Genomic DNA, 13,188 nt, shown 5'->3' with positions numbered 1-13,188 from the left:
TACATATCTATGGACAAGGGCCACTTCTTAGAACAAAAAAGGCCCTCGGAAGGAAAATCCCTCCGAGGGCACAACCCAAACACTTTATCATTCTGTTCTTTCTATTGGTCAAATCGCCGTATGCAAAACAAACGATTCGATCGCCTCGCGCGTCCCCTGCACCGACCCTTGGACCAGCGCGGCCTTTCCACCGCCGCGGCCAGCAAACGCCTGGTTGAGCGCTTTTCCCAACGGCCGGACGTCCTCCTGGCCTGCAACGGCATATTTCCAGCCTTCTGCATCGCTTCCAGAGAACACCGCCGCCAGCCCAGCGCGCTCCGCAAGGGCCAGGCAAAAATGGCGCAGGCTGTCCGGGGACAATCCCTCTTCAAAGAAGCAAACACGCTCCTGCCCCTCCGGTACAGCCGCGGCTTTTTGCGTAAAAATCTCCTGTTGCAGCTGGTAGACCTGTTGGCGCAGGCCGTCCCGCTCAGCGAGTAAGCGCTCGACCGCATCAACTACTTCCTCCGGCTTTGCGGAGAGCAGGACCGAAATCGCCGTGACGCTCTTGAGCTTTTCATCGTAGTCTTGAATCGCCCGACTGCCGAATTGAAGCGTCACGCGGACGCCGCCCTTATAGCGCTGCACGGAAAGCACTTTGATCGCGCCCACCTCCCCGGTGTGCGCCGTGTGCAGGCCGCAGCAGGCGCAACAATCGTACCCAGGCACCGTCACGATCCGGACCTCCCCGGTCAGCTCCTTTTTGCTGCGGTAATCGATCTGCGCCAGCTTCTCTTTGGGCGGGCATTCCGCCAGAATCGGCAGATTTTCGTAAATTGCTTGGTTGGCCAAACGTTCCACCTGGGCCATCTGCTCCGCAGAGAGCTCCCCATTAAAATCGACCGTAACGGCCTGCGCCCCCATGTGGAACCCCACATTGTCCAAATGGAACAGGCGATGCGTGATCCCGGAAACGATATGCTCCCCGGTATGCTGCTGCATAAACAAAAAGCGCCGCGGCCAGTCGATTGTCCCTTCCACATTCGTTCCCACCGCAAGCGGGCGGTCCGTAGTATGTAACAAATTTCCATCCTTTTCTTGGACATCCAACACCTTGGCATCGCCAAGTGTGCCGTGGTCCGCAGGCTGCCCGCCGCCCTCCGGATAAAACGCGGTCCGGTCGAGCGTGACAACATAGCTATCTTTTTGCGCTTCACAGCTGGTGACAACCGCTGTAAACTGCTGTAAATAGGCGTCCTCATAATAAAGCCGCTGCGTCGGCATTGTTTCCATTGCGGTTTTCCTCCTCAGATTTCCATTTCGTCCATCAGGCTGCGCATAGCCAGGATCGTCTTTTGGATCAACTCTTCCAGCGGCCAACCGAGCATATCCGCGCCCGCTTGGATCACTTCACGCGAACAGCCTGCGGCAAAATTGAGGGTCTTAAACTTCTTCTTGACCGATTTCACTTCCAGGTCGGAAACGCTCTTCGAAGGGCGCATCAACGCCACTGCGCCGATCAACCCGGTGAGCTCATCGGTCGCATAGAGGACCTTTTCCATGATGTGCTCCGGCCGGATGTCCACCGCCGGATATGCATGGCTGGCTGTTGCGCGGATGATGCGCTCGTCGATACCGTTTTCCCGCATGATCTCCTGGCTTTTGATACAATGCTGCTCCGGGTACTTCTCAAAATCGAGGTCGTGCAGCAGGCCGACCACTTTCCAAAAGTCCACTTCGTCCGGGGCCAACTCCTTTGCAAACCATCCCATTACCCCCGATACGATTTTCCCGTGCCGGAGATGGAAGGCATCCTGGTTATATTGTTCCAATAGCGCTTGCGCCTGTTCCAGTGTTGGTATCATGGTTTTTCCATCCTTTCTATTTGTTTACTGGCGGAGTGACCGCCCATTTCAAACAATGTTCCTGTTTGCCGCCGAACACACGGTACCCTTCCATAAGATCGTTCAGTGGGGCGCGGTGGGTAATCAGGAAATCCGTGTTCAATTTTCCACACGCGATGAGCTTCATCAGCCGGTCGCAATGGACAGCGTCCACGCCGCCCGTCTTAAAGATCAAATTTTTTCCATACATGTTTGGGAGCGGAAACGGCTGCGCCCGCTCGTACATGGCGACCAGGGCCACGACGGAATTCGGCCTGGCGATCTGCCACGCCGTCTGGAAGGTATCCGCACCGCCCGCCGCTTCGATCACAGCGTCCGCGCCGCGCCCCTGCGTCAAAGCGCGCACCGCCTCCTCTGCGGATTCTGTGGAAGGATTGATCGTATATGTAGCGAGCCCCAACCGCTTTGCAAGCTCTAGCCGGTGCGCGTCAATGTCCAATAGGATGACATCCCCCGCGCCAAACAAACCCGCACACATGGCGGCACAAAGCCCTACCGGTCCAGCGCCGATCACGGCGACCGTATCCCCCGGCTGAATTTCCGCCAGCTCCGCGCCGAAATACCCGCTGGATAGAATATCTCCCAAAAACAACGCATTGTCGTCGGTCACATGGTCTGGGATTGGGGTAAGCCCTGTATCCGCATATGGCACGCGGACATATTCCGCTTGGCAGCCGTCGATCCGGCAGCCGAGTTCCCAGCCGCCATGCGTACAGTTGTTGATAAACCCTTTGCGGCAAAACCAACAGTCCCCGCAAAAGGTGATGCAGTTGGCCGCAACACGCTCGCCCACCTTGCGCTTTTTTACGCCTTCCCCAACGGAGACAATCTCTCCGACAAACTCATGCCCCAACACTGTTCCCGGTACGGCCCGCGGGACCGCTCCGTTCAAGATGTGCAGGTCGCTGGTGCAAATCGTCGAAAGGGTCACTTTTACTATTGCATCGCCCGGCTCTTTCAACACGGGGACGGGGCGCTCCTCCAAACGCAGGTCGCCCAACCCGTGATAAACTGCCGCCAACATGGTCTTTTGCATGATGCTCCTCCTATTCTCCTGTATAAGTAAATCGCTGAAACGTCTTTCCATCCCGCTCCACAGTTTCATTCCACATGGAGGCCGGGCGTACCCAGATTCCCCGCTCCCCATAGAGCGCCTGATAGACCACCATTTCCTCGCCGGTCTCAGAATGACGTGCCATACAAAACACTCGATATTCGCCGCCCTTAAAATGGCGGTATTTTCCCGGGCGAATTTGTTCCATGGTCCACTCCCTCCCATTCACTTTCCATTTTCTTCATTGAATTACATCTTTTCCTCTCGATTTGCTTGACTTTTTTTCCCAACCCTCGTATATTGGAGGGGAGTCCTTTTCTTTAGAAAAGGGTCCCTTGGATTGTATCACGGCGCGCCATCTCCTGGTCGATGCCGCCCAATACGGCGATTTTATCCAGGCTCCACAAGGGCGCCAGCAGCATTTCGCGCTGCCCGTCCCCGGTCACGCGCTCGATCACCGTCTCCGGTGGCAAACGCTCCAGCTGGGAACAGACCGTGCAAATGTAGGCTTCCCGCGTCATGGGCTCCAGTTTCCCGGCGGTGAATTCCTCTGCAAGAGGCGTTCCGCGCAGGATGTGCAAGAGATGCAGCTTTACGGCGTCCGGCCTCAATCGGCCGACCGCACGCGCTGTCTCCAACATCATGGATTGCGTCTCCCCCGGAAGGCCGTCGATCAGATGGACACAAACGCGGATCCCATGGCCTTTTAGAATTTGGTAGGCGTGAAGGAACTCTGCATAGGAGTGCCCCCGGTGGATCCTCTCCGCTGTCCCGTCGTGGATGGTCTGTAGGCCAAGCTCAACGGTGAGGTAAGTCTGCTGGGAGAGCTGCGCGAGATACGCGACCGTTTCTTTTGGAAGGGCATCCGCGCGCGTTGCAATGCTCAGCCCGCACACGCCGTCCACCGAAAGCGCCTCCTCGTACTTCCTTTTCAGGGTATCCAACGGCGCATAGGTGTTGGTGTGCGCTTGAAAATAGGCAATCACAGGGGCGTCTTTCCATTTTAAATGGATACGGGCCTGCTCCTGCCGTACCTGATCGGAAACGGAGAGCGACGGCCCTGGTGCAAATGCACCGCTTCCACCCTGGCAATAGGTACAGCCGCCGGTTCCCCGCGTCCCGTCTAAATTCGGACACGTAAAACCGGCGTCGATCGAAGCTTTAAAAACCCGCCTTCCGAATCGCTTTTTCAGGTGATATGCGAGCGTGTGATACCGTTTATTGTCATCCGCATACGGAAATGGATGCTCCATTTCTTTCCCTCTTTGCACTCAAAATATCTTTGCAACCTCTCCACATGTAAGATTTCTTTAAGAAATTCGTGGGTAGACTTGTAAGATTTTACTTGTAGAATAGCACGCAGAATCAAAAAGTGCAAGGGGCGTATCAATATGACGAAAGAAGGACCACTTTGTTGCAATACTTCGTTTTCCCATTCCAAGGACAAGCCGGAAAAGCCTGTCCAACAGGCGGAAGATGCTGCGTATCTGCGGCGCAGGCGTATTGTCAGCCTTATATCTCTCATTGGGTTTGTGATCTTTTCCATCGTATTTGCCGCTACAATCGGGCAAAAACTGATTGAATTCTTGGCGGACGGCAAGGCTTTTCGCGCATGGGTGGAGCAGCAAGGGATTCTAGGCCCGCTTACGCTGGTCGGAATCATGGTGTTACAGGTTGTAATTGCGATCATCCCCGGGGAAGCCGTGGAAATCGGCGCTGGGTATGCTTTTGGCGCAATCCCCGGCATGCTTCTCTGTTTGGTAGGCGCGGCGTTGGGTTCCGTGATCATCTATGGTTTGACGAAACAGTTCGGCATCCGGATGGTAGAGGCCTTCGTTTCGCGTGAAAAGATCCAGTCCTTGAAATTTCTTCAGAACACAAAAAAGTTAAATATCCTTATTTTTATATTATTTTTTATACCCGGTACGCCGAAGGATCTCTTTACCTATTTCATCGGACTGACCCCGATGAAATTGCGCACCTTTTTGATCCTTTCGAGCATCGCCCGCATTCCGTCCGTCATTTCCTCCACCATCGGCGGAGAGGCGCTCGGCCTGCAAAACTATACCTTTGCAATTGCCGTCTTTATCCTTACCGCGGCCATCAGTGGAATTGGCCTTTTAATCTATCGGAAAATTACTATACATTCAGCTGGAAAGAGGGAAAATCAATGAATTGGCAGCTCCTGATCAGCAACCGGATTATCAATGTGGGGTTTATTTCCTGGATGCTCTCCCAATTGATTAAAACGGGCATATTCTTATTGCAAAACAAGAAAATCAACCTAAAACGGTTGTCTGAATCGGGTGGGATGCCCAGCGCTCATTCTGCGTTGGGGTGCTCTGTGGCAATCGCTACGGTACAGGAGGTCGGCTTTGCCTCCCCCATCGCCGCGCTTGCCCTATCGTTCGCCGCCGTCGTCCTATACGATGCAATGGGCGTGCGGCGCGCAGCGGGAGAACAGGCAAAAGCGATCAACCAGATCACAGAATATCTGGGAGAAACAGACAAAACGGGAAAAATGGCAGAAATCAAAGAATCCATTGGAACCTTGGAAGTTTCCTTAGGGCATACGCCGTTTGAAGTGTTATGCGGCGCGCTATTGGGCATCTGCGTGGCATTGCTTTCCGCATAAACGAACCGGGCACTGAAAAAGGAATTGTTTCAGTGCCCGGTCTTTTTGTTTATAATCGCCTCTTACTGTACACCTAGCTATAAAAGACGAACTGCCCCCGCGACGCTTTCATAGCGAAGCGGGGGCGTCGCTTTAAACGCACAAATCGTGCAATGTCCCAAACGTATACCCTTCTGCTTCCCATTTGCACAAGAGTTCATCGAGAATCTCCGCGTTTGTCTTGGAAGTGCTGTGCAACAGGACGACCGCTCCCGGATGGATGCGTGGGAGCAATTTACTGAACGCCTCCTCTTTGCTTGGCTGCTGATCCACATACCAGTCCACATAGGCCAGGCTCCAGAAAACGGTCTTATAGCCCAGTTCCTGGGCCTGTTTCAAATTGCTTTCGCTGTATTTCCCCTGGGGTGGGCGATAGAATTTTTCCATCTCCTGACCCGTGGTCTCTTTATACAGCGCCTCTAAGGAGGTTATTTCTTTCTTAAAATCTTCCATTGCAGAAATCTTCGACATATCCGGATGATGGTACGTATGGTTTCCAACAATGTGCCCCTCTGCGACCATCCGTTTGACCAGGTCGGGGCTGGTCTCAATATAATTTCCAACCACAAAAAAGGCGGCTTTCACGTTGTGCTTTTTTAAGGTATCCAAAATTGCCGGGGTATACCCGTTTTCATATCCTGCATCAAAGGTGAGGTAAATCGTTTTCTGTGAAGGGTCCCCTGCATAGTAAGCGTCGTATTGCTTTAAAGATGCAGCAGAGGCATTGCCGACCGGCGTTTTCCCCTCCTCCTGAAAGCTCAATCCCCAGTTGGTATTCGCCGAGGCGGATGCCGCGACGCTTGCATCTGTAACATGATGAAAAATCCCTGGCACCGCTGCCAAGAGCAGCAGGCAGAGCAGCCCAGCCAGAATCCATTTTTTCCGAAGCACAATGACCATATCTTCCACCGCCATTCTTGAAATCGATCATTCGCCTTACAACCGGCGCACAAATGGAATGGGATGCGGCAATTGAGGACGGAAAAGCCGCATCCCAATAGGAAGCCTGTCATTCCTATTTCCATATCTGTCATTTTATAGATATGCGCGAATTACCGGGTTCATGCCTCCCTTGCTTTTGAAAATCTCCAGAACGAGTAGGGCCTTCCACCCAAATCAAAAAGTGCCTTCCTATCCGAACGATAAGAAGACACTTTATATCTATGCAATCCATCCGAAGATACATTGCTTTTGCCCTCAACCTCCCATAGAAGTCTCAGGAAAAACGTATTCCTAAAATCCCGAATATGTAAAAGACCTGCTTCTCAATTAAGCATCCAGAGCGTTTCCAAAGAATTTGTCATGCACCGCAGCAACCGCTTTATCCGCATCCTTGCTGTCGATCAGGACGGAGATCTTGATTTCACTGGTAGAGATCATCTTGATGTTGATATTTGCCTCATAGAGGGCCTCAAACATCTCTGCGGCGATGCCCGGATGGGTTTCCATCCCCGCGCCAACCGCGGAAACCTTGGCAACATTTTCGTCATAGACCACGCTGGTGGCGCCGATCAGATCCACATAGGGGTTCAGCAGATCAATAGTCTCCTTGAGATTGTCATGGCTGACGGTGAAGCTGATGTCCTTCGTTCCGTTTCTGCCGATGGACTGCAAAATAATATCGACATTGATATTCTTAGCGGCCAACTTTGAGAAAATTTTAAAGGCAAGGCCCGGACGGTCCGGCACGCCAATGATCGATACACGTGCGACATCCTCGTCCTTTGCAATTCCGCTAATCATCATTTTTTCCACTTTGGTTGCCTCCTTCACAATGGTGCCCTTCGCCTTTGTCAGGCTGGAAAGTACCTCAAGCTCAATATTGTATTTCTTCGCCATCTCTACGGAACGATTGTTCAAAACCTGCGCGCCCAAAGAAGCAAGCTCCAGCATTTCGTCGTAAGAGATTACGCTCAACTTCCGCGCACCCTTCACTTTGCGCGGATCGGCTGTGAATACGCCTTCCACATCGGTGTAAATCTGGCAGAGGTCGGCATTCATGACCGCTGCAATCGCCACCGCACTGGTATCCGAACCGCCGCGTCCCAAGGTCGTCATATCGTCGTAGCGGTTGACCCCCTGGAATCCTGTCACGACCACGATATTTCTCTTGTCAATCTCCTTTTTAATGCGGTCCGGCGTCACGCGCTTAATCCGCGCCGTCCCATAGGCGGAGCTGGTATAAAAGCCGGCCTGCCATCCCAGCAGGGAAACCACCGGGAAGCCCAATTTCTCAATCGCCATCGCCAGCAGGGAAGCAGAGATCTGTTCGCCAGAGGTCAGCAGCATATCCATCTCACGCTTCGAGGCATTGGGATTGATTTCATTTGCTTTGGCAATCAGGTCGTCCGTAGTATCGCCTTGTGCAGAAACCACCACGACCACGTCATTGCCCTGCTTATATGTTTGGGTAACGATGTTGGCCACATTGAACAGGCGTTCGGCGTTTGCAACGGAAGTGCCGCCGAATTTTTGAACGATAAGGCTCATTGGTTTATCCTCCATCTCTCTATCAATAAAAGTACGTGAAGCGCCATCCCGTTCAGGATAACGTCTCAAAGCAAAAGCAAAGAGCTTCCTCGAGAGAAGCCGGAAAAAGGCACACGATTCTCCCGAACAAAGCTTTTATTCGATTGAAATTTGCGCCCCTTTGGAATCCGCATTCAAAATACGGATCTGCCAACCGGTGATCCCTTTTTCTTCCAGATGGCTGGCCGCATATTTGACAAAATTGTCCGTATCCGCCACATCAATCATGGAGATAATCGTGGGGCCGGCGCCGCTGACATAGGTGCCAAGGGAACCCAATTCATAGCTCAAGCGGAATACGCTGTCCAAATGGTCGATCAAGCCGGAACGATACGGCTGATGGATCTTATCCTGCACCGCCACACGCAAATTTTCCAATTTACCGGAGAACAAGGATGCCGTCATCAACGCGGAACGCGAAAGGTTATATACGGCGTCCGCACGGGCGTATGTCTCCGGAAGCACCGAACGGGCCTTCTCCGTTTTGAGTTCAAACGGCGGGATAAACAGGGCAAAGCGAATCTTTTCGGAGACTGGGACGCTCACGCTGTAGACGCGGCCCGCCTCAATGGCAGAAGCAACCAGACCTCCCTCAATGGCAGGGGTCGTGTTGTCCGGATGGCCTTCAATTTCCGCCGCCAGGTTGATCAATTCTGTGGTGCTGAGGGGACTTCCCAGCAGGCGGTTCGCTCCTAAAATACCTGCCACAATGCAGGCGGAGCTGCTCCCCAGGCCGCGCGCCATGGGGATGTCGTTTTGTTGAATCAATTTCAGGCCGGGAAGCTTGCGCCCACATTTCTCATAGACCTGCCTCGCCGCCCAAAAGATGAGGTTGTTCTCATCCGTGGGGATCTTTACGTCATCTTTGGAGGAAATATCCAGGGTATCGGACTCCTCCATCCAGACCTGATTGTACATCGTCAGTGCGATCCCAAGGGAATCAAAGCCAGAGCCCAAGTTGGCGCTGGTTGCCGGAATCTGTATTCTTATCATGCTCTACGACTCTCCTATATTCTATATGTCATTTACAGTTCTCCGATGCGGATGGTATTCTCGATGGTCACGCCCAGCTCGGAAAGCTTCTTCAGCTTCTCCACAATGGCACGCTCCGGCATGGTTTCCGTGACAAAGGCGATTTCGCCAGCAGGTGCATTCTTGCGCGTCAAATGGTTGATCTTCCCCAAGAGATGGTTGGCATTGCCAAGGGCAAGTGCCTCGTTGTCCGTATGTGCGCGCACGTACATGCTTACCTTGTCGTCGAGATAATCCTCCACATAATCCGGGCTTCCTTCTCCCCAGAAGAGGTACTTTCTCGCCTTAAAATGTTTGACGCAATCGATCACGTCGGCCACAACCGCGCTAGCCGTGGGCAGTTTTCCTGCGCCCTTGCCGTAGAACACCACGTCGCCGGTGGAGTCCCCGCGTACCATGATACCGTTAAATACGTCGTCCACATTGGCAAGCTGGCTTTCGCGCGGAATGAACATCGGGCATACAATAATCTGAAGCTTTCCGCTCTCCATCTGCTTCACACGGCCAATCAACTTTACCACGCCGCCCCACTGCTCAGCATACTCGACATCGGCGAGCGAAATATTGGTAATGCCCTCCGTGTGGACTTGCTCCGGATACACATGGCGTCCGAACGCCAGAGAAGCCAAAATACAAATCTTCCGACATGCATCGGCGCCCTCGACATCCGCAGCGGGATTGCGCTCCGCGTAGCCCAGCTTCTGCGCCAAAGCCAATGCATCCTGGAAATCCATTGAATCATGGATCATCTTGGTCAAAATGAAATTCGTCGTACCGTTCAAAATACCCGCGATTTCAATAACGTCGTTGGCTGCCAGGCACTGGCTGATCGGACGGATGATCGGGATGCCGCCGCCCACACTGGCCTCAAAGAGGAAGTTCACGTTCTTTTCCTGCGCTACCTTCAAAAGCTCCGCGCCCTTCGTTGCCACCAGCTCCTTGTTGGACGTCACAACGCTCTTGCCGGCTTCCATGCAGCGCATCGAATATTCAAACGCCGGATGCAAGCCGCCCATCACTTCCACTACCACGCGGACTTCTGGATCGTTTATGATATCGTCAAACGATTTGGTGAATTTATCCGCAAAGGGGCTGTCCGGAAATTCCCGTAAATCCAGAATATATTTGATCCCAATCTCTTCTTTTGCACGCTTTGCAATGTGTTCCGTATGCGTCGTAAGGACCTCTACCACGCCGGAACCGACTACACCGTAGCCCATAACTGCTATCTGAACCATTTTTCACCAGCACTCCCTATTCTCTATGTTCGTCACTCTCGCCCAACTTTACCAACTTGTAAATGGGCAAATTTTTACTGCTCTTTCCCCGACCGCCCTTCAAAAAGGCCACCGGCATTTGCTATCCTCAAGGGATGTTCTGCAAACATACAAAAACAGATTCCCCGCTCCAAGAGCACAGAAACATGTTTACAGTTTACCATTTTTTAAACGGACATTCAATATCAAAAAACACAACAATCTTTGCTTTAACAGAGTAATTTATAAAACTGTTGTCAAAAATGCAACGAAAAGAGGGGATGCGTTTCCGCATCCCCACAGATTTCTCAAACATTCCATCAGCCCACAGGCACAATTCCCGGCGGTAAAGTGTCGTCCCCGGGCGTCACCACAACATTATTGTCCATATTCTCTTCCGGTTCCTGGGACGGAACCTGGGCAGGCTGCGAGGGGGCTTCCGGCACGGGTTCTGTTTCCTCCGGCAGACTGGAATCCGTTGATGGTTCTGTCACCTGCGAGGAGGTTGCGGGATCTGTCGGCGTTGTTCCCTCCGGCGTCTCACCTTCGTCCCCGGCCGACGAGGTCTCATCCCCTTCAACAGGATGTTCCATATCACATCTTTCTGGCATTTCGTCTTTTTTGTACCAACCGGTCCCCGTTCTGGGACAGCTCCCCGTCGCCAGTTTGCCGCTCTGCTGGCAGAACGTCGCCGAAACAACATTTTCGTCATAGGTAAATTCCAGTGGCTCTTTATTCTCCAAGTACTGCGACATGATTCCCTGCCAAATGGAGATGGCATACTTGGTTTCCGTGTTGTTCATCGCTGTCGGCGTATCGCGATACCCCGTCCAGATGCCCGCAAGGGCATAGGGCGTACCGCCGATGAACCAGCTATCCTTCTGGTCGTTTGTCGTGCCGGTTTTACCAAACACTTCCCAACCGGAGATCGCCGCCCGGCGGCCGCTGCCCTGCGAACCGGTGATTACGCGGTTCAGCAAGTGATGCATAATCGACGATGTTGTGGAAGAAATCGCCTGTACAGGCTCCTTGTTCCGGTTGTCCAGAATCACGTTTCCATCATGGTCTTCTACATAATAGTACGTATACGGTTCTGTAAACTTCCCGCCGTTCGCAAAAATCTGGAACGCCGCCGTCATCTCACGCACGGTGACGCCTTCGCTCATTCCGCCTATGGCGATCGGCGCGATGTTGTTATCCGCTGGTTGTAGGCTCGTGAAATGGAGCTTATCCTTTAGGAACGTATACCCAACTTCTGGCGTAATCTCCTTACAGATACGCGCCGCCGGTGCGTTTCTGGAGTTCTCCAGCGCAAATTCCACCGTCATATTTCCTAAATACCGGTTGTCAAAGTTGTTGGGACCCGGCTTATCACCGTTCCAATTTTCCAATGGCGCATCTTCTACGATCGTTGAATAATTGATGGCCCCCAGTTCGATCGCGGGCGCATAAACGCCGATCGGCTTAATCGTGGAACCAGGCTGCCGCTGTGCATCGGTCGCCAGATTCAACGGACGGTTCCGCGTCTTTTCGCGCGCACCGACCACCGCCAGTACACGCCCATCGTAATCCATCGCAATATAACCTAGGTCGATCTCCTGGTTTTGCGGCAGGTTTTCCGTGTTGTTTACAAAGGATTCTGCAATGCTCTGCATTTCCTGATCCATTGCGCAGTAAATTTTCAAACCGTCGTGGTAAATCATGTCCTCCGCCTTCGCACTGGTGCAGCTGTACAGCTCCATCAGGTCCTCTTTGACATCCTCAAACATGGTCTCCACGTACCAGTTCCAGATCTCTGTGCTGCCACCGCCGCTCTCCTGCTTTTTGCCGACAAACGTCATGTGGCGGGACTTCTCCATCGCCTCGTCATACTCCGCCTTGGTGATCTTTCCCTGGTCATACATTTCCCCTAAAACGACCTGCTGGCGTTCCATGTTGTTTTCCGGGTGTACCAGGGGCGTATACCGCGACGGATTCTGGGTAATTCCAGCAATTGCAGCGCATTCTGCGATATCGCAATCCTGGATGTCCTTACCAAAATAGAGGTTCGCCGCCGCCTGTACCCCATTGGTGCCACTGCCAAAATTGACCACATTGAGGTATGCCTCCAGAATCTGTTCCCGGCTGTACTCTTTGTTCAGATTCAACGCGCGGAAGATTTCCTTCACTTTGCGGGTCAGGCTGACGTCCTTATCGCCTGTCACATTCTTAATGAGCTGTTGGGTAATGGTAGAGCCGCCGTAGCTGCTGCCCTCTGAAAAAAGCTGCGTCACAGCGCCCAGCGTGCGCCGCCAATCCACGCCATTGTGTTCCCAAAAGCGCTTGTCCTCGATGGCGACAATGGCATCCTTCATTGCCTGGGGGATCTGGCCGTAGTCTACCCAGACGCGGTTTTCATTGCTGTAGAGGCTCTGATACTCCACCGGGTTCCCGTTTTCATCGTAAACATAGATGAAGCTTGTGTAGTTGAGCTTGAGCTTATTGAGGTCATAGGCCATCGTTTCATCCTTCATACTCCAAATGAAGGAGACCAAAAACGCCCCCACGATGGTTCCTGTGATCATCAAAATTGCCAGCAGCGTAATCAACGCTTTTGCCAGAATTTTCCCGATCGACCGTGCGGTATCGGACGCGCTGTTGTCCTGCACGGGGCCGGTATTGCTGAACTTGCTGATGTCGGTTTTTCGCATATTGCGCCTCCTTTCACACTCTCCGGACATCCCGCGCACAATCAGAAAGTGCGGGGTCCTGTATATTTTA

The 13,188-nt window shown here is 52.8% G+C and carries 12 protein-coding genes; 2 read left to right on the top strand and 10 right to left on the bottom strand.

Annotated elements, in window-relative coordinates; all coding sequences use genetic code 11:
• Positions 1 to 108: 108 nt before the first annotated feature.
• The 5 genes from I2G69_RS10710 to I2G69_RS10690 form a co-directional block, all read right to left on the bottom strand.
• Positions 109 to 1,272 (bottom strand): alanyl-tRNA editing protein, encoded by a 1,164-nt coding sequence (locus tag I2G69_RS10710; RefSeq protein ID WP_243254945.1) that lies wholly within the window; start codon positions 1,270 to 1,272, stop codon positions 109 to 111.
• 14 nt (positions 1,273 to 1,286) lie between these two features.
• Positions 1,287 to 1,844, bottom strand: coding sequence for a hydrolase (locus I2G69_RS10705; RefSeq protein WP_195451320.1), 558 nt, complete (start codon positions 1,842 to 1,844; stop codon positions 1,287 to 1,289).
• Between the two features lie 16 nt (positions 1,845 to 1,860).
• Positions 1,861 to 2,919: an alcohol dehydrogenase gene (locus I2G69_RS10700; protein ID WP_195560758.1), complete on the bottom strand. Its 1,059-nt coding sequence runs from the start codon at positions 2,917 to 2,919 to the stop codon at positions 1,861 to 1,863.
• A 10-nt stretch (positions 2,920 to 2,929) separates the two neighbouring features.
• A complete protein-coding gene (locus tag I2G69_RS10695) occupies positions 2,930 to 3,145 on the bottom strand; it encodes a DUF1653 domain-containing protein (protein WP_195560757.1) in 216 nt (71 codons plus the stop codon).
• Positions 3,146 to 3,257: 112 nt separating this feature from the next.
• Positions 3,258 to 4,190, bottom strand: coding sequence for a TIGR01212 family radical SAM protein (locus I2G69_RS10690; RefSeq protein WP_195560756.1), 933 nt, complete (start codon positions 4,188 to 4,190; stop codon positions 3,258 to 3,260).
• A gap of 138 nt (positions 4,191 to 4,328) precedes the next feature.
• Here I2G69_RS10690 and I2G69_RS10685 point away from each other — a divergent pair, with 138 nt between their 5' ends.
• Together I2G69_RS10685 and I2G69_RS10680 are read left to right on the top strand one after the other, a co-directional pair.
• Positions 4,329 to 5,111, top strand: coding sequence for a TVP38/TMEM64 family protein (locus I2G69_RS10685; protein WP_087231742.1), 783 nt, complete (start codon positions 4,329 to 4,331; stop codon positions 5,109 to 5,111).
• Positions 5,108 to 5,572: a divergent PAP2 family protein gene (locus I2G69_RS10680; RefSeq protein ID WP_087231739.1), complete on the top strand. Its 465-nt coding sequence runs from the start codon at positions 5,108 to 5,110 to the stop codon at positions 5,570 to 5,572. Before I2G69_RS10685 ends, I2G69_RS10680 begins: the two co-directional genes overlap by 4 nt.
• Before the next feature lie 132 nt (positions 5,573 to 5,704).
• On the opposite strand, the gene pdaA is transcribed toward I2G69_RS10680, so the two are convergent.
• From pdaA to I2G69_RS10655, 5 genes are all read right to left on the bottom strand, one after another.
• Positions 5,705 to 6,511 carry a delta-lactam-biosynthetic de-N-acetylase gene (gene pdaA, locus I2G69_RS10675; protein WP_087232261.1) on the bottom strand — a complete coding sequence of 269 codons (807 nt, stop codon included), beginning with the start codon at positions 6,509 to 6,511 and terminating at the stop codon, positions 5,705 to 5,707.
• 369 nt (positions 6,512 to 6,880) lie between these two features.
• Entirely contained in the window at positions 6,881 to 8,101 is a 1,221-nt protein-coding gene (locus I2G69_RS10670) for an aspartate kinase (RefSeq protein WP_087231738.1), read from the bottom strand.
• A 135-nt stretch (positions 8,102 to 8,236) separates the two neighbouring features.
• The gene (thrB, locus tag I2G69_RS10665) at positions 8,237 to 9,133 is read right to left on the bottom strand and encodes a homoserine kinase (protein WP_087231735.1); all 897 of its coding nucleotides are present in this window, start codon (positions 9,131 to 9,133) and stop codon (positions 8,237 to 8,239) included.
• Positions 9,134 to 9,165: 32 nt separating this feature from the next.
• The gene (locus I2G69_RS10660; protein ID WP_195560755.1) at positions 9,166 to 10,410 is read right to left on the bottom strand and encodes a homoserine dehydrogenase; all 1,245 of its coding nucleotides are present in this window, start codon (positions 10,408 to 10,410) and stop codon (positions 9,166 to 9,168) included.
• A gap of 338 nt (positions 10,411 to 10,748) precedes the next feature.
• A complete protein-coding gene (locus I2G69_RS10655; RefSeq protein WP_195560754.1) occupies positions 10,749 to 13,118 on the bottom strand; it encodes a PBP1A family penicillin-binding protein in 2,370 nt (789 codons plus the stop codon).
• Between the last annotated feature and the right edge of the window lie 70 nt (positions 13,119 to 13,188).

This window comes from Anaeromassilibacillus sp. D41t1_190614_C2, from assembly GCF_015558525.1.
GTDB lineage: Bacteria > Bacillota > Clostridia > Oscillospirales > Acutalibacteraceae > Anaeromassilibacillus > Anaeromassilibacillus stercoravium.
Note: the sequence above shows the minus strand (reverse complement) of the source record. Positions and strands in the feature narration are given on the sequence as shown.